This window comes from Aeromonas sp. SG16 (assembly GCF_024436135.1).
Classification (GTDB): Bacteria; Pseudomonadota; Gammaproteobacteria; order Enterobacterales; family Aeromonadaceae; genus Aeromonas; species Aeromonas jandaei.
In genome coordinates this window covers 108,632-134,937 of record NZ_JANFNW010000012.1, presented here as the reverse complement: position 1 = coordinate 134,937, position 26,306 = coordinate 108,632, and the positions used below count along the sequence as shown (strand labels likewise).

The following is a 26,306-nucleotide window of genomic DNA, read 5'->3' as shown; positions in this document are numbered from 1 at the left end:
AAAATTGTTTTTGATGCTCGATGCTGTGAGTGCCCACACAGATTGCTTGATTCAAATTGTTAAAGAGCGTCACGCTTGTCGCGTTGAGGAGGCGCATATTACGCTTCTCACTTCGAAAGTCAAGCGCTTGTTTTCGCTTTTCTTTCGGCGCCCACTTCGCTAGGAAGCTGGCTCATCAGCCCGGCGTGTTCCGCCGTGCTGGTAGGGGCGCATTATAGGGAGCCGCGCCGCAATGACAAGGGCTTTTTGCAAAAATGCGTTCGTTTGCTGAAAAAGCGAACTGAACGCCCCAAAACAGCCCCTTGGCATCTCTTTTACGCCGCTTTTTTGCTCAACTCTTCGCTTTGTGCCCGGATATAGTTGACCCAGCTGGTTGCCTTCTGTTGCCAGTTATCCTGCTGCTGCAGCTCACGGGCTAGTTCCAGCGCCTGGGTATACTGCTCCTTATTAAGGTGTGCCTGCACCAGCAACGCTTTGGCACGGTTGCCTTGCTCGCCTTTTACCGACTTGATGGCGGCGAGCTGGGTCATGGCAGCATCTGTCTTGCCCTGTTGCAGCAGCAGTTCGGCGGCGCGCATGGCGGCTTTGGGCTGACCATGCTGGTTGGCCAGCTGTTGCCAGCTATCGACCGCTTGTGACCACTCCCGGGCACCTTCCCACAATTGGGCCAGCAGTTGGCGATTTTCAGCACTTTGCTTCATCTGTCCCTTGGCCATGGCCGCTTCCAGCATACGAGCACCACGATAAGGCAGCCCTTGCCAGGCATAGAGGCGGATCAGCTGATTGCGGGCTGATGCGTCATCCATCAGTTTTCTGTCGATGGCAGTTTGAAGCAACGCCAGCGCCTGATCGCCGCGCTTGGCGGAGAGGTTGAGCGACACCGCCTGCTGCCACCATTTGCTCTCTTTGGGTTCGTGGCTGATCAACTCGGCCGCCTGATCGGCCGCCACACCATAACGTTGTTGAGCGGTGAGGGCGGAGAGACGAATGATGGCAGCCTGCTTCTGCCAACCCTTTTTCAACAACTGTTCGCTCTGGCTGGCGGCGTCACCGTACTGCTTGTTGTGGTAATAGAGGCCAGCCAGACGCAGGCGCAGTGCATCGTCTTGCTTGAGCGCCAGCGCCGCCTTGTAGCTGGCGATGGCACCAGACCAGTTGGATTGCTGGGCCTGAATATCGCCGCGCAGTCGCAGCAGCTGAAGCTGTTGCTGCTCTGGCCACTCTTTATAGGCAAGGGCCTGTTCGACATAACGGCCCGCCTGGGTGGTCTGTTGCAGATTGGCTGCCAGCGAGGCTTGCAACTGCGCCAGCCAGGCACGTTCGGCATCGCTATTTGGCTTGAGGCCGGATGCCTTGCTCTGGGCCTGTTGCCACTGACCAGACTGATAGAGCTTCATCACGGGTTCAAGCTGACGGGAGAAGTGGGGGCTGACCTCCATCGCCAGACAGGCTTGGCCCACCAGGGCCAGCAGACAGATCCAGATCCGCAACATAGTTATGACTCCAGTTTGAATTTGAGCGTGATGACTTGCACCAGCTTGTCGGTGGCACCCGGTCTCGGCTGATAGCGCCACTTGTTGATCGCCTGAATGGCCGCCCGCTCGAACTGTCGCTTGGGCTTAGCCTCAATCACCTCGACATCCTGCACGCCACCTTCGGCATTCACGCTAAAACGCAGGGTGACGAATCCTTCGATCCCTGACTGCTGGGCACGATAGGGGTAGACCGGCTCGATCCGTTGCAACGGCATAAGCATGTCACCGGCGCCAATACCTGCCCCCTGCTGCTGGCCGTGGTAGTTGCCACTCAGTACCGGTGCGGTACTGGTCGCCACGCCGGGGGCATAAACCTGTACCGCGCTGAGGCTGGAAACCAGATCCAGACTCGGCTCAACGGCCGCCAAAGGGGCCGCCGCAGGCATCGGCAGAGGTGTGGAGGCCAATGCGGCGGGAGGCTCTGGCAGAGGCTCGGGCTCCTGCGGCACCGGACGCTCGCGCACCTGCACCTCGGTCACTTCGTTCTGCATATTGATGACGATGGGCTTCTGTTCACTCGCCACCTTCTCGCCCCGGGGCGGTTCAACCAGCGTGGCCATGAACAGCAGGATGCCCAGACTGAGGGCGATCCCCAGCCCCAGGCTCATCAGCTTGTATTTCATTTCGGCGCCACCGCCACGGCGATATTGGCGATACCCGCCGCTTTGGCCTCATCCATCACCCGCACTACCTTGCCATGGGGTACCCGCTCATCGGCCTGGATAACCAGGCTGGCATCGGGTTGCTCCGCCAACAGGCGGGCGATGGTGGCCTGTACCCGCTCCACATCGATCTGCTTGCGGTCGAGGAAGATCTGACCCTGAGCCCCGATCGCCAGCATGATGCTGGAGGATTTCTGCGCTTTGGCCTGACTGGCCTGGGGCCTGTGCACCTCGAGCCCGGCTTCACGCACGAAGGAGGTGGTGACAATAAAGAAGATCAGCATGATGAACACGATATCCAGCATGGGGGTCATGTCGATCTGCACTTCGTCACGCTGGCGTTTGGATTGCCGTCTCATTGCATTACCTTCTCTTCTCGCAGGCCGTCCCGGGTCTTGGCCAGCGCACGCTTGGCCTGACTCTCGAGCCGACTGAGTAACAACACGCCGGAGAGAGCCACCACCATGCCAGCCATGGTGGGGATGGTGGCGCGGGAGATCCCGCCCGCCATGCTCTCAGGGTTAAAGCGGTTGGCCGCAGCCAACGCATCGAATACGCCGATCATGCCGGTCACAGTGCCCAGCAACCCCAGCATGGGGCAGAGCACCACCAGGGTGCGGATGAAGATCAGATGACGGTTCAGTTCCAGCTCGGCCTGCGCCAGCCAGCGGCTGCGGATTGCCCGTGCGTGCCAACTGTGGCGCTCGCGGCGAGCCAGCCAACGGCCGAGCAGCTGTTGCTGCAAGGGGCCGAACCCCAGATTGAGGTAGAGCAGCCGCTCGATCATCAAAATCCACATCAGCACCAGCAGGGCCAGAATGACCCAGAGCACAGGGCCACCACGGCCCATGAAGCTCTGCAGCTGTTGCCAGATGTCGAGCATCATGCTGCTCGCTCCATCCCGTTGTTATTGCTCTCGGCGCGCTCAGCCAGAATGCCGGCTACCTGCTGTTCCAGCACATTGGAGAGCTCGGTGAAGCGCGATTGCAGCAGGCTGTGGGCCAGGATCAGCGGAATGGCCGCTACCAGACCCTGTACCGTGGTGACCAGCGCCATGGAGATGCCGCCAGCCATGATCTTGGGATCGCCGGTACCAAACTGGGTGATGGCCTGGAAGGTACCGATCATCCCGGTCACGGTACCGAGCAGACCCAGCATGGGGGCGATGGCCGCGATCACTTTGACCATGCCGATGCCGCGCTCCATGCGAGGAGTCTCCTGCAGGATCGCCTCATCAAGACGAAGTTCGAGGGTCTCCATGCTCAGCTCGGGGTGTTTGTCCGCCACTGTCAGTACCCGGCCGAGGGCGTTGTCGGCATGGTACTCGCCGCTCTTGAGCTGGCGACGAACCCGACCCAGTTCGCGGGAGAGGCTCCACAGCCGTACCGCCGCAATCCCCAGACCGATGGCAGCCAACAGCACGATAATGGCGCCGACCTGACCACCTTGCTGTACCTGCTGCCAGAAGGTGGGCGCCTGCGCCAGCATCGCCAGCAGAGTGCCATGAGAAGGATCCAGCGGCAGCGCTTCCCCTTCCTGACCCTGATAAGCGGCAACGGCTGAGAGTAGGCTACCGGGCAGACCCAGTACCGGGCTCAAGCCTTCGGCGGTCGGCTGCAGGACGCCGTCGCTCCCCAGCAGGGCAAAGCTGCCAATCCGGGTCAGCGACTGCTCGCTGGCAGCCCCCTGGGCATCGAGCACCTTGCCGTTGAACTGGGCAATCCGGCCAGATTCGCGGATCTCCTGCAGCAGAGTTGCGGGCAGCAGGGCAAGGGCGGCACGATCCGGCACCTGTTTATCCTGTGCCATGGTTTTCAGCGGGGCGAGACGCTCCGGGTACTGGCCCTCGACGGCGGATTCGCTCAGCAACTTGACCGCATCGCTGGCGCCCTGACGGGTGACCGCGAAGATCTCGTTCATATCGCCGGAGGCTTGCTCCCATTGGGCGTTAAGCTCAGTCAGCTGCTTCTCGTTGCTGGCGAACTTGCCGGCCAGCTCCTTGCTCAGGCGCTGGGCCTCGGCCAATTTGGCGCGGGTACTGTTCAGCTCTTTGGAAACAGATGCCAGATCTTGTTGAGCCTGCTGTTCGCGAGCCTGTTCCTGCTGCTGCCACTCATCATTGGCGACAGCGGCGTTGGCACCGCAGGAGAGGGCAATAAGGAGGGGGAACCACTTCATGGTGACTGTCATGATTGGGCCTCCTGACTGCGGCTGACAGAGAGGGGGAGATTGAGCAACTGGGGAACTTTCTTGTCGGCGGCCACATCCATCGCCTCGGCGATGGGGGAGAGCCACTGGCTGTCGAGGGCTTGCCACTGCTTCGCCTCGGCAGACCAGCGCCATGCCTGACTGCGATCGGCGGTCATCGCCAGCAGGGAGACCCGACCCAGCGCCAGCACATCGACCCGACGCGGGGCACCATCCAGCTCCAGCTCGGCGGAATAGCTATCCATCCGACTGCCATATTCGGCTTCGATCTGATAGGCCTGCAGCAACTGGCGGAATTTTTCCGCCTCGCTCACGTCCGCACGGGCCAGGGTCGCTTTCAACTGTTCAACCCGCGCCAGACGATCTTCCTTGCGCAGCGGGATGTCGTTTTGCACCAGCTGTTCCAGATCGGCCTGCATCTGCAGCATCAGCGGGATCAATCCCTGACGGGTCTCTTGCACCGCCTCCAGCTGCTGGCTCAATTTGCCCAGCTCATTTTGCTGATCGGCCACCAGAGATTGCATGTAGCGGTTGTAGGCTTCGAGGTCACGCAGTTGCAGCTGGGCATTTTGCAGCTCCAGTCGTGCGGCAACGGCGGCATCGGCGGCTTTTTCCACCCGCTGCTGGGAAGCTTTCCCGGCGGCTATGCTGTTCTTGAGGGCGGGAGCAACCAGCTCGTCACCGACCGCAGCAAAGTGGACTGACAGTGGCAACAGTGCCACACCCCATAACTTGTTCATGGAATCACGTCTTATTAATGATAACTATTATCATTATCTCAAATGGAGTGCAGGCTGGCAACGAGAGGATTTTCTTGGCCTTTATGCACAAAAACAGGATAATTTTTAGACACGCACGGATAAATGGCATCGAGTGCCATCTCAAAAAAACATAAATAACGAGAAAAATCTTTTCGATCAGTGTGATAGAGATCGAAAAAGGAGAAAGTCATGCTCAACGATGCTATCTGGGAACACATCGACAAGTTCACCAAGGCAACAAAAACCAGCGATATCCAGCAGCTGCTGGAGCGCTTTAGTCATCAAATGGGCTTTGATTACTTCCGGCTGCTGATTATTTTCCCCATCAGCATGCAAAAATCCCACGTGGCACTGTTCAACAACTGTCCGACCAGCTGGTTCGATGCCTACAGCGAAAACCAGTATCTGACCCAGGATCCGGTGGTCTATCTGGGGCTGAAACAGACCCAGCCGATCTTCTGGAACAAACTCGACTGCGACTCGCCCTGGCTGCCCAGCGCCAGCCGCGACGTGATGAATCTGGCTGCCGATTTCGGGGTGCGCAACGGCGTATCCTTCCCGCTCCACACCCCGCAGGGGGAGCACGGAATCCTCTCATTCATCACCAAGGACAAATCCAACACCGATCTGATGTTTGAAAACGTTCCCCTGCTGTCGTTTTGCGCCAGCTACATCTTCAACTCGGCGCTGCAGCTGATCAAAAGCCGCCCCGATCTGATGAGATACCTGACCGAGCTGTCGGATCGGGAAAAGGAGTGCCTGTTCTGGGCCAGCGAGGGCAAAACCTCCTGGGAGATCGCCACCATCCTCGGCATCAGCGAACGGACGGTGAACTTCCATCTCAATCAGGTCACCAACAAGACCGACTCGAAGAACCGCAGTCAGGCCATCGCCAAGGGGATCGCCAGCGGCATCATTGTGCCCTCCCTCGACGAGGTGACCATCACCAACCTGCGCCTCTCCTGAGCGGAGGCCAGTAACAAAAAGAGCCGCAATTGCGGCTCTTTTGTGGGATGAAAATAAAGCTTCATCATTTAGTCTTTTCTAACCAATTGATCTTACTATGATTAGTCGTCAGATCAGCAGGGGTAAAGTTTCACCATAACTGTGGATAACCGTCTTAGCCTCCAGAGTGGAGTGAAAATAAAGTTTCACCATTCCCTGTTCTCCAAATATACGCTCTAGATCCTGCTCTAACTACTGGGTCTAGTGCCTCCAATTGGTCTTCCAGACTTTCACGATAGTGCTCCCCCGTGGGGGCTGTATCATCAAGCCTGTCGATGTGGCCAGCTGGGTCAGCCAAGTCACATGAAGTTGCAGCCAGATGCCTTGAACCTGCCAATTGTACAGACGACGCCAGCATGCCATACCGCAACCAAGAGATTGAGGTTGGACTTCCCACAGAATCTCGGTAGTAGGGATAAGCTGAGTTCCGTTGAGGACGGCATAGTCATGCCTGGTGTAGACGGCCATCGTGCAAAAGAATCTTACAGCATTCTCTATATGCCCCACCAAAGCACTGTATGTTTATACATAAACGCGTAAGCTTAGACCTCGGCAGGTAGCATCTGGGTGCTAAATACATGCGCCCATTAAGATAAGTCGGTCTGAGATGGAATGGCGCAGCAGTGAGCAACTGGACCAAACCTTCTATTTAGAATAAAATATAGTCCACCACACGCGATAACATACACCCTTTAAAAATGGCGGTTCTAAATGAGTTTGGACGATTGCAGAGATATCAAGGCAGATTTGGCCCAGGTAGTGCGTCTTGCGCTTGGGGAGAAAACTGATGATATTCGCCTCTTCGTAGCTAAGCTGGTACGGCAGTATAGGGGCTCCGAACCAGCCCTATCAGAGGACCTGTCAGGCTTTCTCCGAGCTAACGCGCCAAAATCGACACCAACAGTGATGCGACGCATGTCACCTAGTGCAGAAAAAATGCAGCAAGAGGTTCCTGTTGATAATGATTCACGACTGGCACTTCTAAAAAGGTATGACGATGAATCATCCTACCCAAAGCCGATTCTTTCCACCGATATCGAGACAGCCCTGGATTTGCTCATCAAAGAACGCCGGCAGAGTAAAAAGTTGGCAGAACGGGGCCTTGACCCCACCAAGTCAGCGGTTTTCGTTGGTCCACCTGGTGTTGGAAAGACAATAACGGCACGCTGGATTGCGGCTCATCTAGGCGTTCCACTCTATGTTCTAGATCTGACTGCCGTGATGAGCAGCCTATTAGGACAAAGCGGTACAAATTTACGCAACGCCCTTGATTTCGCCAAAGTAACTCCATGTGTACTGCTGCTTGATGAGTTAGACGCTATTGCTAAGCGACGCAGTGACGACAGTGATATTGGGGAATTGAAGCGCCTAGTTACAGTCATTCTCCAGGAGATGGACGAATGGCCGGCATCAGGCCTGTTACTCGCGGCTACCAACCACCCAGAACTTATAGACCCAGCCCTATGGAGACGTTTTGATCTTGTCATCAAATTCGGATCGCCTGATGCCAATGCTGTATGCACGGCAATCCAGCGTTTCCTTGGCCCAGATCTCAATCAGTTTGAGAAATGGCTAGAAATACTTGCGTATTCTTTCCAAAACGAATCATTTAGTGATATTGAAAGACTAGTACGGCGCCTCAGACGAGGCCTTGTCGTTGGAGGCGGTACAGTTGAGAGCTTGGTCTCAGACCTGGTAAAGGCGAAGTGTTCTTCTCTTGATCGCCAAGCCCAAATCGAGTTTGCGGTCTTACTGTACAACTATACAGATCTATCTCAACGACGCGTCAATGAGATCACGGGTGTCAGTCGTGACACAATTCGAAAATATCGGCCGAGTACACGGGTAGCCAGTAAGCGGTCATAAAGGACGAGTAAGGATGCATGAGTCAAACTAATTTTTTGATTGGCCGCGGCGAGCTACTAACCCACGACATAAAAGGGCCTCGTCGAAATTTTGACAAGTCAGAGGTATACACTCTCGAGCAAACCCAGAAGCGACTTCTCGCTCAGGTTGTTGATACCGCAGCCATGCTAGATCAGTTGCCCCAAAATGCTTGCCCACATGACTTTGGCGTGTCTCGGTTCGTGCTCAACCCAAGCTACATCGCACGGTCATTTTTCCCAGCAAATTTATTTCGAGCTGTCGGCCTGAAACCCATAGGCAGTCGGAAAGTTACAATTCGCCCGGATGGCTGGAAGCGCAAGGGGGAACCACTTGAGTGCTCAACTACCGAAATTTTCGTGGCCGGCAAGCGGCAAGCATTTCGATCGCTCAGTAATTGGATACTCCAGGCTGAATCTGACTCAGATGAGGCATTAGATATATGCCGCATCGAGAAGATTGGAGTATTCGCCCCCTCTCAGCGTATTGCTGATTCTGGAGGTGAAAACGATCGGTTTTACGAAGTTGGTGTTCACCTACTCGCCGATGAAGAAAGCAGCTTCATCCAGCGTTCCTTTACTCAATTCGCCGCAGAATTAGGTGTAAAGGTTCATCAAGATCTCAGTTTCCAAGCTGGAACACTGTGGTTTGTGCCGGTTGAGGGCCCTCAAGATAAGGCTCTAGAGCTGTCAAAGTTTGTATTTGTTAGGGTAATTCGCCCTGTACCAAAGATGCGCGGTTTGTTGCCGAGTATCCGGCGTAGTGGCCCCGCCATAGAGTGTTATTTACCCACACAAGATCCTTTGTCGTCCGAGCCCAAGGTTGCCATTTTGGACGGAGGTTTGCCACAGGTTCATCCTATTGGGCGTTGGATTCGAAACTATTACGTGATGGATCCTTCAGTGGCTGATGACGTAGATGGCCCAGAGCATGGTTTGGCTGCAACTTCGGCTTTCCTCTTCGGGGCTATTCAACCAGAAGAAATAGCTGCGAGACCATACTCCTACGTTGACCATGTGCGCGTTTTGGATGACGGTGCTAACACTGAAGACCCATTGGTACTTTATCGAACCCTTGGGCATGTAGAAGAAGTTCTACTGTCACGTCAGTACGAATTTATCAATCTCAGCCTTGGTCCAGACATCCCAATTGAGGATACAGAAGTTCACACCTGGACTTCAGTGATTGATGATCTTTTGAGTGACGGTGAGACATTTATGACTGTCGCTGTGGGTAACAATGGTCTCCGTGACGATGTTCTTCGTTATAATAGAGTTCAGGTTCCCTCTGACTCCGTAAATGCGGTTGCAGTTGGCGCGGCTACGAACACAGGTACCACTTGGCGCAGAGCTAACTACAGCGCGAAAGGCCCTGGTCGTAGTCCAGGCTTCATCAAACCTGACCTTATGGCATTCGGCGGCTCGAGCAAAGAATACTTCCACGCCTTGGTGCCAACAGCCAAACCGGAGCTGGTGCCTCTGCAGGGAACAAGTTTCGCTGCGCCTAGCATTCTTCGAAGCGCTGTCGGTGTTCGAGCGGTACTTGGGGCTGAGCTATCTCCTCTAGCCATTAAGGCACTGCTTATTCATGCCGCAGATAACAGTGGCCATGATGCGGTAGATGTCGGTTGGGGAAAGGTTCCTGAAGACCTAATGACCGTAATTTCCTGTCCAAGCGGTGTCGCTAGAATTGTCTACCAAGGTGAGCTGAAGCCGGGGAAATATTTACGTGCTCCGTTACCACTACCTGAGGGTGGTTTGACCGGGATGGTCACGATCAAAGCAACCTTCACATTCGCGAGCACCACGGATCCGCAAGACTCTGTCTCTTATACCCGTGCTGGGCTCGAGGTTACATTCCGGCCCAACGGAGACAAGATCAAAGAAGGCAAATCCAATGCCGACTCTAAATCGTTCTTCAAGAAAAAAAAGTTTGCAACTGAGGCTGAACTCCGCTCCGACGCAGGAAAGTGGGAAACTGTTCTGCATGACACAAGTCGCATGCGAGGCTCTAGCCTTGATGCACCAGCATTCGATATCCACTACAACGCTCGCGAGAGTGGCGGTACAGCCGACAATGCGCAAAAGATCAGGTACGCATTGATCATTACGGTTGAAGCTCCGAAACATCCAGAGCTGTATGCCAATATTCTGAAGGCATATGCTAGGACGCTTACGCCAATTCAACCACAAATTTCTCTCCCAATTCGGGTTTGATATTTAAAAAAGAAGGAGCTTTTAGAAAATGTCTGGGATTAAAATTTTTATTTCACATCAGCAACAGGATTCCGTCACTGCCACTGAGGTAAAAAATCACCTAAAAACTAGGCACGACATTGAATGCTACTTGGATGTGATAGATCCAAATCTGGTGAAGGGAGAAGAAATTGCCGATTATGTTCGCGAAGAACTTGACAAATGTTCACATTTATTGGCGATCGTGTCAAACGCAACTAAGGGGTCTTGGTGGGTGCCATGGGAAATAGGCGTTGCCACGGAAAAAGATTATCCACTAGCATCATTTGGAGCCGACATTGATCTGCCTGAATTTCTTATGAAATGGCCATACATGAAAAGCCTTGCAGACCTCGAAAAGTACGCAGAAACAGTTAAGCAAACTTACAGTCCACTTAGTGTTATGGGACTTGAGAGCTACAAAACTGGATCTGTATCAAATAGAGCTAGCAGCACAAAACAGTTCTACCGAACGTTACGTTCCAAATTGGGTCAGTAAAGGAAACGATGGGAATGACAGCTGTTATAGGGAATATATATGGCCAGTAAGACTCGTGTATTTATCAGCTTTGATTATGATCATGACGAAACTCTTAAGACTTTTTTAGTAGGGCAAGCCAAGAACGAGGACAGTCCATTTGAACTTGCAGACTGGTCCATAAAAGAACACATCAACACAAACTGGAAGGAAAAAGCCAGACAACGAATCCGTGCTGTTGATGTGGTTTGTGTTTTATGTGGTCAGCATACCAATACTGCAACAGGGGTAAGCGCCGAAGTAAAGATCGCTCAAGAAGAGAAAGTTCCCTACTTTCTACTGTGGGGTTATTCCAAACTAACATGCGTCAAGCCAGTAGCGGCGAAGGATTCTGACAAAATTTATGAGTGGACTTGGTCAAATCTGGAAAAACTGATCAAAGGTGCTCGATGACTAAAAAAGCGTTGATCATCGGTATCGATGAGTATCCGGATGCCCCTCTCAAAGGCTGTGTTAAAGATGCAACATCCTTATCTGGTCTTCTAGAGAGGCACGGAAATGGCGATCCCAACTTCAATGTCATGGAGTTACTCAGTAGTGAGAATGAAATAACCTATGACTTAATGTTGGAGTCGATGAAGAAGCTTTTTTCTGGTGATGCAGATATCGCTTTACTTTATTTCGCTGGTCACGGCATCATCGACGAATCTACAAACCATGGCTATTTAGTTAGTCAGGATGGTAAAAAACCTAGCTGGGGAATTCCTCTTTCCCAAGTTTTAGCGCTGGCAAATTCTGCTTATCCTAAAATTAAGTCGAGCGTGATAATTCTTGACTGCTGCCATTCAGGTAAATTTGGTGAACCTGAAAGAGTTGGTTCAAATGGCTCTGCTGAGATTGGGAGTGGAGTTACTATTCTTACGGCCTGTCACCGAGATGAAGAGGCTATGGAGGGACAGGGCGGCGGTGTATTTACCGATTTATTAGTCGATGGGCTCTCTGGTGGATGTGCTGATATTAGAGGTAATATTACTCCAGCGGCCATCTACTCATATGTAGATCAAACTCTAGAGTCGTGGGAACAGCGTCCTATCTATAAGGCAAACGTGCAGAGCTTTATTACTTTAAGGAAGGTTGCTAGCAAGATCCCTGATGAAGTACTACGGCGCTTACCTACTTACTTTGAAAATAGATCTAGCATTTTCAAGCTTGATCCATCGTTCGAACCTGATCGGAAGAATGTTCCAGAAGAGTTCAGAGATCTACCAGTCAACGATAATAACGTGCGGATTTTTAAGGAGCTGCAACTCTTAAACCGTCATGGACTAATTGTCCCTGAAGAAGCCGAGCATATGTATTATGCAGCAATAAAGTCTACTGGATGCAAACTGACTGCACTCGGAGCTCATTACAGAAAGCTCGCCGAAATGAAGAGAATTTAGAGAGTTAGACTTATGGAAAAGTATGTTGTACTGCGTGATGTGACATCTGTTTCTCGCCAGCTCAAAAGAGGAATGCCACTAGGAGGACTACAGGCCAGCAGCGCAAAACCTCAGTTAAAGATTGAGATTGAGAATGTCCCAGCACATGCATTAGCTGAGCTTCGCAATGATCCCCAGGTGAGATCGGCCGAACCTGTAATTGGAACGCACCTGATTAAGCCCTTTTTTAGCAGAGAGCCTGCCATCGATGGAGACTCTTGGGGTATTGCCGCCGTTGGGGCAGATATTTCTCCCTATACCGGCGATGGAGTAACCGTGGCTGTTCTGGATACAGGCATCGAAGCAGACCATCCAGCGTTCAAGGGCATGGTTCTGGATGTTGAAGATTTTACCGGCACAGGCAAGCATGACGGCAATGGGCACGGAACTCACTGTGCAGGCACAATTTTTGGTCGCGATGTGGGCGGCCGCCGAATAGGTGTAGCCCGTGGCGTGAAGAATGCGCTGATTGGTAAGGTCCTTGGAGATGATGGTGGTGGGAGTTCGGAAATGATCTTCCAAGCTCTCCACTGGGCTCTAGAAAAGCGCGCCAACGTGATATCTATGTCCTTGGGCTTTGACTTTCCAGGGACTGTTAAGCACAAAGTTGATGCCGGGTGGCCCGTCGACTTGGCAACTTCGCAAGCGCTTGAAGCCTATCGAGGAAACTTGCGTATGTTCGACGCGCTGATGGCGATGTTCAAGGCGAGTAGTGCGTTCAAAGCATCTCCAGTCGTCATCGCCGCAGCCGGTAATGAAAGCCGACGGGAAGTTGATACCCAGTACAAGATTTCGGCTTCAGTACCAGCAGCTGCAGATGGGGTGATTTCCGTCGCGGCAGCTCACCGGCTGGACGCCACATACGGCATTGCCGATTTTTCAAATAGTCTCGCTAGAGTGGCAGCACCAGGAGTCGATGTACTATCCGCTTGGCCTGGTGGAAAATTGCACTCGCTGAATGGTACCAGCATGGCCTGCCCACACGTTGCTGGCGTCGCAGCTCTTTGGTGGGAGCGCGCAGTCAGAGAAGGAGTACCTACAGTGTCTGATGCGGTTTCTGCTCACTTGACAAGCACCGCTCGTCAATTGTTTGCCGCACAGTATAATTCCAGCGACTTCGGCTTCGGACTGATTACATCGCCCACTTAGTTACCTATCGGCTCTGCGGTTGCCTATGACCCAGACAATTGAAAACAAGTTTTTTTATCGGGAGTGTTATCCCACAGCCCCCTCTTTTGGAGACCCTCTAAAGCTTCTTAGGGGGGGATGACAATCTGCAATCCATATCAACCCGCTACTGATATTTCACAGATACTGACAGCCAAGCATCAGTATGAATTTCGTTCATACAAAGGATGGTTTCAAAATATATCGTAACCAAAACACTTATGACTGTTGTGGGGTCAACTCAAAAGCACTCCTATTCGCTGCTTCCAATTAAATATCCCAGCATCATGGGCACCATATGAGCATTCCCTCGGATGGTGCACGGTGTACAGTGGCTCACAGAATTTCACCATAGTGCTCGGCCAACGCAACGAGGCTTTCACCATTTCTTTGAGAATTTTATCTATGTATTGCCTCGCCTCACCCCCCTCCCTGAAGCCCATGATCCGCGTAGACAGCCGCTTCCTGTTATCGGAAGTATCAATCTCCAACAGATACCGTTCCCAACCATCTTCCAGCCTGAACCTCGCCATCAAGTAACAACGGGGCGTATTTTCGTCCATCATATGGTAGCTGCAGCGCGGCACCTGGGGCAGGGGCTTCACTTCCAACTCCAGCAGCTCGATGCCGGGCTCCTCGCCTATCTGCCGGATAATATCCCTGAGCATCACGAAGCGGTTGGGAAACAGACCTGTGTCTTTCGGTACATCCAACTGCTGGAATTCCCCCGGTGCCACTGTGCCCCCCGTGACGTCGTCGGCCAGGCCCAAGATCCTCGTCTCGCCGCCGGGCACCGTGTCGTCATCCATCCTCTTACCTTGGCCGGTGGCCCTCTGGCCTTGGTAGGCGATCCGTGTCGACGGATGCTCGTCGAAGGCTATGCCTTCGATGGGCAATTCGAGCAACTGCCGCTCCCTACCATCATCAGGCTCTTCTTCTTCATCCACCTCGATGTCCTCGGTCCCCGGGGCTGGAGGCATCCGGCCGCCGCCTCCCCCCTTTACGGACAGGCGAAGCGAAGGATGGTGAAAGTGGATCTCGTCCCGACAATCGAACCTGAGCCCCCGCAGCCCCCTGATCTCCCATACCAACAACTCCCTCCTGTCCTGGTCCAGGGGGCCCTGGGCCTCCATGGTGACGCCGGATAGGCAGCTCGGCGGAATGAAATTGAACCGCCATCTGGCATACCTCGCCCCCCCAGTGTCCTGCTCCTCGTTGAGGCTTTGCCAGATAGATTCGAAGGAACGTCGCACATCCGGGTCCAACAGCAACCAGCTGAAGTGGTCCCGGTACCCCTTGATCTTAAGTAGCTGGGTAGGGGCACCGGTCTTCGCCGGCGTTCGGACATGGATGATCTCTTCTTCCTTCTGCACCGAGAAGGCCATGTCCAGGCCGTTGGGCTCGAAAGCCGAGCGCACCAGAAAGCCAGCATGGAAGTAAAGCTTGCGGGCCAGTTCGAACTTGGGGAGCCAGACGGTCAGGCCATTCGCCTCGAATACGAAGCAGCGTTGGCTGGCCACCTCAGGATTGCGGGCAAGCCTCCTGGACAGGCGGGGACATTCGCCCAAGGTGCTTTCCCGCCATGTATCAACTGGCGGCAGCACAAGCGTTTTAAGGAAGCCGTGCGATATGTAGGGAATTTTATCTTCTGCGATGAACTCACGGCCAAGCCCCATCACGCATAGCATCTCCAAGCCGAATCGGCGCGGCAGCATATCACTGCCCTGGTTGAGGAAAGCCGCCAGCCGCCACTTGGCATCTGGGCCGCTTTCCTTGAAGAAGTTTCCCATTGCCAGCAGCCTGGCTCCCTTGGGTATCTGACGAAACAGCACTCGGCTCAATCCCACTCTCCTATGTACGCGATAAACGCGGCTGCCAGAGGGGCCGTCCTTTCCTTGCTCAACCCACAGCGCCTCTCCAGCTGCCAACGCTTGGAACTCCTTCCTGCTGCTGCGTCTTCCAGCGCCGCCCTGGTCAGGCGGCGGATCTGGTACTCCCCAACGGACTCGGCATAGCGCTCAAGAAAGGTACGACAAAGGGGGAGTTGCGCAAGGTGACGCTCAGCCGAGGCATGATGAGGCAGTTGGCGCAGGAACCAATTGCGGCTTCGGCGTGGCAGGTCGATCTCCTCGGCAGAGTCACGCTCGATCCTTATCAACCGGCGCACCAGATATCTGTCACGACGATTCCAGTCGGCATGACCGTGGTTGCCTTTTCGGGATGCCCTGTTCCGGTTGGTTGCGAGCAGCCATCCCCTGTCATGCCGATACAGCCAGGCGTAAACCGCCTGGCCTCCGCATTCCCTGGCAGCTTTAGGACCTCCGTGTGCAGCAAGAGCGGCAGTCCAGATAGCGCGATAGCGCTTCCGTTGTTCAGGTTCTGCCGAGAGCAAGAACTCTGGCTGATCAACCTGATGCCTGCTTAGGCGGCATGTCCATGCCTCCTCTATGATCCCGCCGACATCCTGTCCTGGGCGTAGGCTGGTCCAGACGATCAGGTGCTGCAGGCAGCCGAAGGCCTTGCGGTGTTTCCTGAACAGGGCCAGTAGCCAGGGCGGCGGTTCTGCGGCCCAAAGGCCATTGGCAATGAGCCAATTCCTGGAATGGGTGTCCTGGATCATCCGCCAGATAGCATCGCTCCTGACTTGCCCGCCCCGCCGGGCGCCGCAGTCCGTGGCCAGCCGCTGGTAAAGGTTGCTCCAGCCCGCAAATCCCGGGGATCTCCCTCCCCGGTACGCCAGGAGCTGCCTCAGGGCGGTAGCGAGCCTTGTCAATGCGGCTTCGGCCGGGATTGCTCTGCCGCCTGGGAGCAGGGTGGCGGCGTGAAACTCATGTCTGTGCTCCCGCCGGAACGGGATGGGGGAATCGAGAAGCAGGCAACCGTGCTCGAGGCAGGCGTCCACGCCCTGCACCTGCCAGCAGCGCCGCCAGTAGGGCTCGCCAAGGTTAGCTACCATCTCCTCGAAGCAGAGCGGGCAGTAGCGCAACCATTCCGGCCATTTGACAAGGGCTGTCGACGCGCCCGCCAAACCTATGGCGCCGGGTTGGTCCGGGGCAAACATGGATTGATGAAGCTTGAAACGGCGCTGCTTGGGGATGAATGGCGCGTAGAGGGGGAAGAGGGTGTGGTTGGCCACCAGTGTTTCAGGATCCAAGCCGGCGTTGCCTGCCAGGTCTTGCAGGTGACTGGGCAGGTCGGTGACTGCAGTCACCCTGGTGTCGCCAAACAGCATGGCTAAAAGGCCCTTGTGGCTACCCATTCCCAGGTGTACCCGGCAGCGTGCGATGGCGCTGTAGAGGAGTTCGTCCGGGTAGAGCCTAGGGAAATACATCTCAGCCCGCCTTTCCCAGCAGCGACTGTAGGTTGAACACCAAACCTGCTTTCTTGAAACTGTCGTAGGCCGTCCCCTCGTGCCCGTCCGCATAGAGCCGCCTCAAGTCACCTTGGGGTAGGCGGCCCCACTCGGTCCGTTTCACCTTAGAGATGGTCGGCGCCTTGGGCCTATCCTGAGCGAGGTAGGCCGTCGCTTTATGAACCAATGTCGCTAATGGAAGGCTAGGGTGATCGGCCACCAACTCGTCGGCCATGGGCATAGCAATGTCCAGCGGGATCTCCATCGTCTCGAGCAAGGAGGCCAGCTTTTTGGCCTTGTCGTTGGCCAGAGGCGACGGTGGTTTGGGTGGATCCACCCTATCCAGCGAACGGCAGAGGGAGATCAGCCGACCTTCTATTTCGGGCATCAACAGATCGTCGTACTTGGCGACAAGCTCCGGTCTGCCGCTCCTCAGAGCCGCCAGCATTGGATGAACAGGTTTAAATTCGTCCTCAAAGACCTTACGTAGCAGCGGTGGCCTGATGTGTTCGGCACCCGTCACTATGGCCCGGATCTGCGCCAGAGCGAATAGCTTGACCACTATATCCATGACCCCCTGGGTCAGCTCATACATGGTTGCTTCCAACTCCTCGTCAAGGGGGACAGCTTCCCTCAACCACTGGAACTTCCAGAGGCGCTTCAGGAGCCTCGTCCAGTGCTCGTCCCTAGGCAGCCTGTCCCAACGGATGCTGCCCAGCCCGGAAATCCGCCGCGCAGCCCTGAAGGTGCGCTGGAAGAACTTGCTGGCCCGGTGTGTGCCCACTTGGATGATGGGCACCCCTATGGTGTTAACCAGGGACACGAAGAAGTTGTGCATCTTTTCGGCGCCACCAGATCTGGCCTCGTTGAGGTTCTGGACCTCGTCGATGATGAGGACTCCGAGGGCATGGAGGTTGGCTACCTGGCACATGCTGGCCAGCAGGCGCTTCGTTCCCAGCTTCTTACGGCCGTGGCTACGGCTGTAATGGGTTCCGAGTACCCTATCCACCTGATTGAAGAAGCTCAGGCACAGCTCGTCCAAATCACCATCTATGGGGCAGTCGACCTTCAAGTAGGTCAGCTGAGTGATGTTGTATTCGGGATGGTGGAGGGCTTGGGGATACATCCCCAGGATCCGCTCCAGAGTGCGGGTCTTGCCGCAGCCCGAGCAACCGAACAGCGACAAGCTGCTGGCCGTGGAGGAAACACTTTGGTAGATGGCTACATCCAGATTCTCTTCCTCTACTCGGCGGTAGCCGTTTTGGAGGTGTGAATACCAGGCTCCGTTAGCCGGATTTCGGCCTATGTAGCCCTGACGGATCATCAGGCTGATTTTGCCTTCCAACTCCAGATGGTGGGTCAAGGGCTGGAAGAAGCCATGAAGCAAACGGGCTATGGCATGGGCTCTGACCCGACCATCCAGCAAAACCTCCTGGGGATCGAAGGAGGGCAAGGCCTGGAGCTGAGCTACCACTTCCTGAAAACTGGGGATGGGCGGTAGGGCGCAGATGAGGGGGTTGCCGTCGTACTCGGGCAGTTGCTGCTCCTGATAGCTAGCTAGGGGGATGGCGCCGCGGCGAACTTCATCAGTCATCGTCCCCCTCCCCGAAGATAAGGTCGCTCATATCTGGGTAGGCGTAATCGTCAAGCTTGCCGCCTTTGAGCGGGACCACGTCTGCAATTTTGCCTTGTTGCACCTTGGCCGGCTTGAAGGCTGCATGGCGGCGTTCGTGGCGTTTTTCCTGCTGCTTGTTCTCCCGGATCTGGGTACCCAAGTCCTTCTTGGTGAGGCCCGTCCGCTCCGGACGTTGCGCCTCTGCTTGCTCCGTAACCTCCTCCATCCTCTCTAGCAGCTTGCCGCGCTCCTCAATCGCCGCCATGGCCGCGTTGGCGTCGGCTTTCCGTTCAGACCTGGTCTGGTTCCATACATCCCAGAATGTGGTCCCTCTGAAGCGCCGGCTGAAATCAGCAAGGTCGCAAACCCAGTAATCCTTCAGACTTTGGTTCGGCCTCACATAGATATGGTCCGCACTACGCGGATCATAGGCGACTTGAACTTTGGATGGCCGCTGGCCAAGCCCCCTGTGGAACCACCCCAACTTCATTGCCTCAGCGCAGGTGTAGTAGCACCCGAACAGGCGTATTCCCCTGTCGGACAACGTGGCGAAGTCGTGGGGAAGCAGGTTGATGCGCACCAACTCATCAGGCGCCTGGCGCAAACGGCCGGTTAGGTTGGTCAATCCCCAGCGCCACAACGCCAGGGGGATGGCCGGCAAGTCGCCGGGCATACCTTCAGACCTGTCGTATTTGGACAAGGGGCGATAGTTGTTGTAGTACAGCACCGAGTCGAGGATCTGCTTGGTGAACTCCGGCAAGGTCAAGGTAGCATCCAGCCGGTAATCCTTACCGCCGCGCTTGCGGCTGGTGATTTCCCCCACCACGCCAGGGACGTAAGGCTTAAAGTCTCCCTGCACTGTGCGGAACTTCCTTTCGACGATTCCCTTGGCATCCCCACGCCGAGCAGGCGCGTTCTCGATGCGGACACCGAAGGCTTCGGCAAACGGCTCTACCTTGGTGCCGTTCAACTCACCTTTGTCGGCGAGGATGACATCAGGGAGGCCACCGACCGGCCAGTGCTCAGGCTCGATGTCGATGCCGAACGCCCGGCAGTAGGCTGTTTTGTCGGTTACTGCGTTGGCCAGAGCCATCATGGCGCTGACCCAAGAAGGCCCCTCGAACCCAACGTACATGCCAGTCACCATGCGACTGAAGACGTCGACCACGAAGTAGATGACAGGTCGGCCGACTATGAGGTTGCGGTCCTGTTCAGACACCAGGTAGATATCCGCAATGGTGGCGTCAATTTGGTAGCGATGACCTGGACCCAAGGTGTCGGCCGTAGATGTGCCCTTGAGGGGCCTGACGTCCTTGGCGAAGTTCACGGAAGTGAACTGCTTCTCGGCAACAGAGACCGCAGTGTATTCCCTCTTGAAGAAATACCTGAACTGTTCCGGGGTCGGCAGATCCTCTACCGTCATCGCCGGGAACCTAGCCCGGATCAGATTCACGGCGCTGGCGTAGGCATCAGTGACGACAGGGTGGCTCTCCTTGAGAAGCCTTCCTTCGATCACCTGCCGGAAGATCCGAGCTATGTCTTCGGTGACGTTGCTGCCCGTCCCGTTGCGAACAATCCTCGGCCTTCCCAGCTTCTGCCCACTTGGCTTCCTTGCCTTGCCCTTGGCTCCAGATTTTACGTAGTCGGGAAGCAGCGCATTCTTGCACATGCCCCTTTGCCAATACCGTTTCAGCAATCGGTAGACGGTCTGGTGGGTGACACCGTGTGTCTGGGTGATTCGGATAACGGCTGGCCCTCGCCCTTTCCTGAAGAAAAGCCCGACGTCCCCTACCTCACCTCGAAGCATTTCCCAAGCAGATTCTCTTTTTTCCCATTCCGGGCTGCCCTCCTCTATTTCCCTGAGTGTCGAGTCCAAGAACGGGTCTTCGGCGGGTTCCACGGCACCGTCCAACAGCATGTTTTCCAACTCGCTGGTAGCTATCAGCACCGGCCAAGCCGCCCTGTCCTCGAGGTCGATCCAAAAGGCCGTCTCGGCATCGCACCACAGGAGGCGAAAATGCTTGTCTCCAACCCTGAAAACTTGGTTAACCGGCAGCATAGGCTTGGGTGACTCCTTGCCAGTCGTCGTTGAGTGTGAGCTGGCTTCCCAGCAAGGTCCTGTAAGGGGCCGTGATGTCGAAGATGAAGTAACGGCGGGCCAAGAGTTGGCGAAGCCAGTACAACGCCTGCCCTGGTTCCAGTTCGTAAACCATGTCGAGGCTCTGTGCCACTGCGGTTATTTGCCTGTCGGGAGCTTGCATGAATTCCTTTGAAAAGAGCCCCAGGTAGCGTTCCAGGTCATCTGCTGCTACTGCATCCTCCGTCTGTACCGGGTAAAGCCATTGGATGTTATTGAAAGCCGTCTTGGCGAAATCCATCTCGGTGACGATGTACCAAGGTATGTTCTTCTCAGCCCAATATTGCCTCTCTAGCTCGAGGCGTTCTATGACTTCGGGTTTCGCCAGATCGACGCTGTACTTGGCTTGGAAGGCAATGGTCGGCCTAGACTGATCGTCGAAGTCTACCAAGAAGTCACTGGTCAGCACCTGTGCGGTTCCTTGGAATTTGCCGTGGGGGAGGCAGTGCTCTTGGGCAAGCCTGACGGTGTCTTCGACACGTAGTGGAAACTGCTCCCTGATGTCGATGACATGAGGGGACCAGTCGAGTGTAAGGAGAACAGCCAGTTCCAGATCGGAGAGGAGGTGGTGTAAACGCCGGCATTTGTTGCCGTAAATGCGGTGGGAACGACCGAGAGACGATACGTCCCTGGTATAGATAAACGGCTTGTAGTCAGGCCCATGACCCTGGCCACGGCCTTCCCTGATCCGTCTGTCTATCTGTCCCTGATTCAGTCCCTTGAAAATCCCTGACATAGAAAGGCCAACATCGACTGTTGATAACTTGAGGTTAGTCGATGTTGGCCAAATGATGAAACTCTATTTTTAATGGTGAGACTTTATTTTCAAAGATGAAACTCTATTTTCATCCCACATCTTTTTTTATCTCTGACAGCGACTTACTCGACCGTCACCGATTTTGCCAGGTTGCGCGGCTGATCCACGTCGGTGCCCTTGATCAGGGCAACGTGGTAGGAGAGCAGCTGCAGCGGCACGGTATAAACGATCGGCGCGATCACCTCTTCCACATGGTTGAGGTTCATGACCCGCATGGTCTCGTCGCTCTTGAAGCCGGTATCGGCATCGGCGAAGACGTAGAGGATACCGCCACGGGCACGCACCTCTTCCACGTTGGACTTCAGCTTCTCCAGCAGATCGTTGTTCGGCGCCACCACAATGATGGGCATCTCGGCATCGATCAGCGCCAGCGGGCCGTGCTTCAGCTCGCCAGCGGCATAGGCTTCGGCGTGGATATAGGAGATCTCTTTGAGCTTGAGCGCACCTTCCATGGCGATGGGGTACTGGCTGCCACGGCCGAGGAACAGGCTGTGCTGCTTGTCGGCAAACTCTTCGGCCAGCGTCTCGATCTGCTTGGCCAGCGCCAGGCTCTCTTTAATGCGCTGGGGCAGGGCGTGGAGCGCCTTGACCAGCTCGGCTTCGGCAGCCGCACTCAGGTTGCCGCGGCAGTGACCGACAGATGCCACCAGCATCAGCAGGCCAGCCAGCTGGGTGGTGAATGCCTTGGTGGAGGCAACGCCGATTTCGGCACCGGCACGGGTCATAAAGGCCAGCGCCGATTCACGCACCAGCGAGGAGCCCGGTACGTTGCAGATGGCCAGCGAGCTCATATAGCCGGACTCCTTGGCCAGACGCAGGGCGGCCAGGGTATCGGCGGTCTCACCGCTCTGGGAGAGGGTGATCAGCAGGCTGTTGGGGCGCACCACGGATTTGCGGTAGCGGAATTCGGAGGCGATCTCCACGTCGCAGGAGACGCCGGCGATCTCTTCAAACCAGTAGCGGGCAACCATGCCGGAGTGGTAGGAGGTGCCGCAGGCGACGATCTGTACGTGCTCCACCTTTTCGAAGATGGCGCGCGCGCCGTTGCCGAACGATTCGACCACCACGTGATCGCTGCCCAGACGCCCTTCAAGAGTGTTGGTGATCGCCTTGGGCTGCTCGTGGATCTCCTTGAGCATATAGTGGCGATATTCGCCCTTGTCACCGGCATCGTGGGAGATATCGGACTCTTTCTCCTCACGCTCAACCGGATTGCCGCTTACATCGAAAATGCGCACGTCGCGGCGAGTCACTTCGGCCACATCACCCTCTTCCAGGAAGATGAAGCGACGGGTTACCGGCAGCAGGGCCAGCTGGTCGGAAGCGATAAAGTTCTCGCCGATGCCGCGGCCAATCACCAGCGGCGAGCCGGAGCGGGCAACGACCACGCGGCTGTCGTCGCGGCAGTCCATCACCACGGTACCGTAGGCGCCGCGCAGCTGCTTCACCGCCTTTTGCATGGCAGCCAGCAGGGAATCGGCGGTTTTCAGCTCGTGATGCACCAGATGGGCGATCACCTCGGTATCGGTATCCGAGTTGAACTCGTAGCCCAGCCCCTTGAGGGTTTCACGCAGCTCTTCGTGGTTCTCGATGATGCCGTTGTGTACCACCACGATATGGTCGGAGACATGGGGATGGGCATTGCGCTCGGAGGGCTCGCCATGGGTTGCCCAGCGGGTGTGGGCGATGCCGGTACCACCGTGGACGGACTGCTCGTCGAGCGCCTTGGCCAGCTCGGCCACCTTGCCCAGACGGCGTACCCGCTGCAGCGGTTGGCTGGCGCTGAACACCGCCACACCGGCCGAGTCGTAACCGCGGTACTCGAGGCGGCGCAGCCCCTCTACCAGAATTTCAGCCACATCACGTTGGGCGACGGCCCCGACGATGCCACACATACACTTCTCCTTGAGATGCAAATCGTAAATTCGGTTGGATGGTTCAGAGCTCGATGTCAGCAAGTGACCGGGGCGCAGATAAGCGTCACCCCTTGGGCTTGAATCTGTTCTCTGGCCTCGCTGGCCAGCCCCTCGTCAGTCACCAGGGTGTGGATGCTTGACCAGGGCAGTTCGAGATTGGGGATCTTGCGGCCGATCTTCTCCGACTCGACCATGACGATGACCTCCCGCGACACCTCGGCCATCACCCGCGACAAGCCCACCAGCTCGTTGAAGGTGGTAGTGCCGCGATCCGGGTCGATGCCGTCAGCCCCGATAAAGAGCTGATCGAAGTCGTAGGAGCGCAGCACCTGCTCCGCCACCTGACCCTGAAAGGATTCGGAGTGGGGATCCCAGGTACCGCCGGTCATCAGCAGGGTAGGCTCGTTCTCCAGCTCGCGCAGGGCGCCCGCCACGTTGAGGGAGTTGGTCATCACGATGAGGCCGCGCTTGTTGCCAAGCAGCGGGATCATGGCGCTGGTGGTGCTGCCGCTGTCGATGATGACGCGGTTGTGGTCACGCAGCCGTTCGGCTGCCGCACGGGCAATCGCTAACTTTCGATTCGAAACTTGTTCGGGGTTCGACTCCACCACCATCTCGGAGGGGAGGGGGACGGCGCCACCGTAGCGACGCAGCAGCAGACCACCGGTCTCCAGCACGGCCAGATCTTTACGGATGGTCACTTCGGAGGTAGAAAAGTGTTTGGCGAGGGCGTCGACGCTCACTTCACCCTGCTCTTGTACCAGGGTCACTATGGTGTGTCGGCGTTGTTGAGTATTACGTTTGGTCATTTTTAAGTTTCGATTCGAAAGAACATCGAAATATTAGCCCCTTTTTCGGAAAAATAAAACAGCAAATAGGATCCGATTTGGTTCGATGCCAGAATGGGGTGCCAATTTGCGACGAGGATGCCATGCAAAAGAGAGTCATCTGGCTGGTGGAAGATGAGGCCAGCATCGCCGATACCCTGATTTATGCCCTGCAGACCGATGGCTTCGAGGTGGAGTGGTTCACTCTGGGCCAACAGCTGCTGAGCCGGTTGGCCCAGAGCCGGCCCGACTTTCTGATCCTCGATGTGGGGCTGCCCGACATCAGCGGCTTCGAGCTCTGCAAGCAGGTCAGAACGCTGACCGACACTCCCCTGATGTTCCTCACGGCCCGCAGCGAGGAGATTGATCGGCTGATCGGGCTGGAGATCGGCGCCGACGACTATGTGGCCAAACCCTTCTCACCACGGGAGGTGTGTGCCCGGGTGCGGGTCATCCTGCGCCGCAGCCAGCCCTCGGCCCAGCCAGCCCCGCTACTGGCACTGGATGAGGAGCGAGCCCGTATTCACTTTCGCGGTCAACCGCTGGCCCTCACCCGTTACGAATATCTGCTGCTCAAGACCCTGATGCAGGCGCCGGGCCGGGTCTACTCCCGCCAGCAGCTGATGGATCTGGTGTGGCAGGATGCCGAAGAGAGTCTGGATCGCACCGTCGATACCCACATCAAGACAATCCGCGCCAAGCTGCGCGAGCATGATCCCGAAGCCAACCTGATCCTCACCCACCGCGGACTGGGCTACAGCCTGGAGCTGGCATGAGACTCGGACTGCAACTGCTGTGCGGCCTGCTGCTGATCTTCGCGCTGGCCGCCTGGTTCGTGCTGGAGATCTTCGTCGAGGAGATCAAACCGGGGGTGCGCAGCGCCACCGAGGATACCCTGGTCGACATGACCCAGCTGCTGGCACCGCTGGCGCTCGATGATCTGCAAGAGAGCAATATGATGAACGGGCGGCTGGCCAGCGCCTTCGCCCGCCTCAACCAGAATCCCATCAATGCGATGATCGACGGCCACCTCAAACAGCAGGCGGAGTACCGCATCTATGTGACGGATCGGCAGGGGGTGGTGATTTACGACTCCGACGGCACGGATCTGGGCAAGGATTATTCCCGCTGGAACGATGTCTACCGCACCCTGCGCGGTCAGTATGGCGCCCGTAGCACCCGCACCGATCCCGACGATGCCGCCAGCTCGACCATGTATGTGGCGGCACCGCTGCGGGAGGGGACAGAGATCATCGGCTCCCTCACCGTCGCCAAACCCAATCGAACCCTGATGCCCGCCATCGAGCGGGGTGAACGGGAGCTGCTGCAGGCCGCCGGCCAGATGCTGTTCATCTCGCTATTGATCGGCAGTCTGCTGGTTTGGTGGCTCAACCGCTCCATCGGCAAACTGGTGCACTACGCCGAATCGGTCAGCAAGGGGGAAGCAGCGCCACTGCCGCAACTGCACACCGTCGAACTGGATCGGCTCGGCCACGCCCTTGAAACCATGCGCCACCAGCTCGATGGCAAGAGCTATATCGAGGGCTATGTCCACAGCCTGACCCACGAGCTGAAGAGCCCGCTGGCCGCCATTCGCGGGGCAGGGGAGATCCTGGCCGAAACGCCGCCGCCCGAGGTGGCCAGGCGCTTTATCGGCAACATCAATCAGGAGAGTGCCCGCATGCAGCAGCTGATCGAGCGGATGCTGCAGCTGGCGCGGCTGGAGTCGGGGCAGGGGCTGGATCGGCAAGCGGTAGAGCCAGCCGGGCTCGGCAAGCGGGCGCTCGATGCCCGCCAGATTATCGCCCAGCGCCGGCAGTTAGCGCTGGTGGCCGAGCTGGCCAGCGCGCCGAAACAGAAGTGGGACCCGCTGCTGGTGGAGCAGGCCATCGGCAACCTGCTGGACAACGCCATCGATTTTTCACCGGCTGGCGCCTGCGTCACTCTCAGCGGCATCCTGCAGGAGGATGGCTACTGTTTTCGGGTCACCGACAGCGGCCCCGGCATTCCCGACTACGCATTGCCACGGATCTTCGAGCGCTTCTACTCCCTGCCGCGCCCTGACAAGGGCAAGAGCAGTGGTCTCGGGCTCAGTTTTGCCCATGAGGTGGCCCACCAGCATGGCGGCCGTCTGACCCTTGCCAACCGACCGGAAGGGGGCGCCATCGCCGAACTCTGGCTGCCGCTCATCTAGCAACGGCCACTTCACATTCACCACACAGAGCGG

At 56.3% G+C, this 26,306-nt stretch carries 22 protein-coding genes; 9 read left to right on the top strand and 13 right to left on the bottom strand.

Going from position 1 to position 26,306, the window contains the following annotated elements; all coding sequences use genetic code 11:
* Positions 1 to 314 precede the first annotated feature (314 nt).
* From NOM67_RS20440 to NOM67_RS20415, 6 genes are read right to left on the bottom strand one after another with little or no spacing between them, the layout of a single operon-like run.
* Positions 315 to 1,493, bottom strand: a complete 1,179-nt coding sequence (locus tag NOM67_RS20440) for a hypothetical protein (RefSeq protein WP_255939796.1) — start codon at positions 1,491 to 1,493, stop codon at positions 315 to 317.
* Positions 1,494 to 1,495: 2 nt separating this feature from the next.
* Positions 1,496 to 2,158 carry an energy transducer TonB gene (locus NOM67_RS20435; RefSeq protein ID WP_108611844.1) on the bottom strand — a complete coding sequence of 221 codons (663 nt, stop codon included), beginning with the start codon at positions 2,156 to 2,158 and terminating at the stop codon, positions 1,496 to 1,498.
* Entirely contained in the window at positions 2,155 to 2,556 is a 402-nt protein-coding gene (locus NOM67_RS20430; RefSeq protein ID WP_005339369.1) for a biopolymer transporter ExbD, read from the bottom strand. The genes NOM67_RS20435 and NOM67_RS20430 overlap by 4 nt, the downstream gene beginning before the upstream one ends.
* Positions 2,553 to 3,083, bottom strand: coding sequence for a MotA/TolQ/ExbB proton channel family protein (locus NOM67_RS20425; protein ID WP_108611845.1), 531 nt, complete (start codon positions 3,081 to 3,083; stop codon positions 2,553 to 2,555). Before NOM67_RS20425 ends, NOM67_RS20430 begins: the two co-directional genes overlap by 4 nt.
* Positions 3,080 to 4,387, bottom strand: coding sequence for a MotA/TolQ/ExbB proton channel family protein (locus NOM67_RS20420; RefSeq protein ID WP_255939792.1), 1,308 nt, complete (start codon positions 4,385 to 4,387; stop codon positions 3,080 to 3,082). The genes NOM67_RS20425 and NOM67_RS20420 overlap by 4 nt, the downstream gene beginning before the upstream one ends.
* Positions 4,384 to 5,145: a DUF3450 domain-containing protein gene (locus NOM67_RS20415; protein ID WP_182926623.1), complete on the bottom strand. Its 762-nt coding sequence runs from the start codon at positions 5,143 to 5,145 to the stop codon at positions 4,384 to 4,386. The genes NOM67_RS20420 and NOM67_RS20415 overlap by 4 nt, the downstream gene beginning before the upstream one ends.
* A 210-nt stretch (positions 5,146 to 5,355) precedes the next feature.
* Here NOM67_RS20415 and NOM67_RS20410 point away from each other — a divergent pair, with 210 nt between their 5' ends.
* From NOM67_RS20410 to NOM67_RS20380, 7 genes are all read left to right on the top strand, one after another.
* Entirely contained in the window at positions 5,356 to 6,132 is a 777-nt protein-coding gene (locus tag NOM67_RS20410; RefSeq protein ID WP_255939789.1) for a LuxR family transcriptional regulator, read from the top strand.
* Between the two features lie 750 nt (positions 6,133 to 6,882).
* Entirely contained in the window at positions 6,883 to 8,037 is a 1,155-nt protein-coding gene (locus tag NOM67_RS20405; protein ID WP_255939787.1) for an AAA family ATPase, read from the top strand.
* Positions 8,038 to 8,054: 17 nt separating this feature from the next.
* Entirely contained in the window at positions 8,055 to 10,271 is a 2,217-nt protein-coding gene (locus NOM67_RS20400) for a S8 family peptidase (RefSeq protein WP_255939784.1), read from the top strand.
* 28 nt (positions 10,272 to 10,299) lie between these two features.
* A complete protein-coding gene (locus tag NOM67_RS20395) occupies positions 10,300 to 10,788 on the top strand; it encodes a toll/interleukin-1 receptor domain-containing protein (RefSeq protein WP_255939781.1) in 489 nt (162 codons plus the stop codon).
* Between the two features lie 39 nt (positions 10,789 to 10,827).
* A complete protein-coding gene (locus NOM67_RS20390) occupies positions 10,828 to 11,220 on the top strand; it encodes a TIR domain-containing protein (protein ID WP_103422654.1) in 393 nt (130 codons plus the stop codon).
* Entirely contained in the window at positions 11,217 to 12,209 is a 993-nt protein-coding gene (locus tag NOM67_RS20385; RefSeq protein WP_255939777.1) for a caspase family protein, read from the top strand. Before NOM67_RS20390 ends, NOM67_RS20385 begins: the two co-directional genes overlap by 4 nt.
* Positions 12,210 to 12,221: 12 nt before the next feature.
* Positions 12,222 to 13,397, top strand: a complete 1,176-nt coding sequence (locus NOM67_RS20380; protein ID WP_103422652.1) for a S8 family serine peptidase — start codon at positions 12,222 to 12,224, stop codon at positions 13,395 to 13,397.
* A 254-nt stretch (positions 13,398 to 13,651) separates the two neighbouring features.
* Here the strand turns inward: NOM67_RS20380 and NOM67_RS20375 are convergent, their stop codons facing one another.
* The 7 genes from NOM67_RS20375 to NOM67_RS20345 form a co-directional block, all read right to left on the bottom strand.
* Positions 13,652 to 15,247 carry a Tn7-like element transposition protein TnsE gene (locus NOM67_RS20375; RefSeq protein ID WP_255939804.1) on the bottom strand — a complete coding sequence of 532 codons (1,596 nt, stop codon included), beginning with the start codon at positions 15,245 to 15,247 and terminating at the stop codon, positions 13,652 to 13,654.
* Between the two features lie 5 nt (positions 15,248 to 15,252).
* Entirely contained in the window at positions 15,253 to 16,746 is a 1,494-nt protein-coding gene (locus tag NOM67_RS20370; protein WP_255939774.1) for a TnsD family Tn7-like transposition protein, read from the bottom strand.
* Between the two features lies 1 nt (position 16,747).
* Positions 16,748 to 18,361 (bottom strand): ATP-binding protein, encoded by a 1,614-nt coding sequence (locus tag NOM67_RS20365; protein ID WP_103422649.1) that lies wholly within the window; start codon positions 18,359 to 18,361, stop codon positions 16,748 to 16,750.
* Positions 18,354 to 20,441 carry a Mu transposase C-terminal domain-containing protein gene (locus NOM67_RS20360; protein WP_255939769.1) on the bottom strand — a complete coding sequence of 696 codons (2,088 nt, stop codon included), beginning with the start codon at positions 20,439 to 20,441 and terminating at the stop codon, positions 18,354 to 18,356. Before NOM67_RS20360 ends, NOM67_RS20365 begins: the two co-directional genes overlap by 8 nt.
* Entirely contained in the window at positions 20,428 to 21,255 is an 828-nt protein-coding gene (locus tag NOM67_RS20355; RefSeq protein WP_042066444.1) for a heteromeric transposase endonuclease subunit TnsA, read from the bottom strand. Before NOM67_RS20355 ends, NOM67_RS20360 begins: the two co-directional genes overlap by 14 nt.
* 143 nt (positions 21,256 to 21,398) lie before the next feature.
* Positions 21,399 to 23,231: a glutamine--fructose-6-phosphate transaminase (isomerizing) gene (gene glmS, locus NOM67_RS20350; RefSeq protein ID WP_139394394.1), complete on the bottom strand. Its 1,833-nt coding sequence runs from the start codon at positions 23,229 to 23,231 to the stop codon at positions 21,399 to 21,401.
* Between the two features lie 56 nt (positions 23,232 to 23,287).
* Positions 23,288 to 24,061, bottom strand: a complete 774-nt coding sequence (locus tag NOM67_RS20345; RefSeq protein ID WP_041210464.1) for a DeoR/GlpR family DNA-binding transcription regulator — start codon at positions 24,059 to 24,061, stop codon at positions 23,288 to 23,290.
* 122 nt (positions 24,062 to 24,183) lie between these two features.
* On the opposite strand from NOM67_RS20345, the gene blrA reads away from it, so the two are divergent.
* Both blrA and blrB read left to right on the top strand, forming a co-directional pair.
* A complete protein-coding gene (gene blrA, locus NOM67_RS20340; RefSeq protein WP_041210465.1) occupies positions 24,184 to 24,855 on the top strand; it encodes a beta-lactam response regulator transcription factor BlrA in 672 nt (223 codons plus the stop codon).
* A complete protein-coding gene (gene blrB / locus NOM67_RS20335; RefSeq protein WP_255939765.1) occupies positions 24,852 to 26,273 on the top strand; it encodes a beta-lactam sensor histidine kinase BlrB in 1,422 nt (473 codons plus the stop codon). Before blrA ends, blrB begins: the two co-directional genes overlap by 4 nt.
* The last annotated feature ends 33 nt before the right edge of the window (positions 26,274 to 26,306 follow it).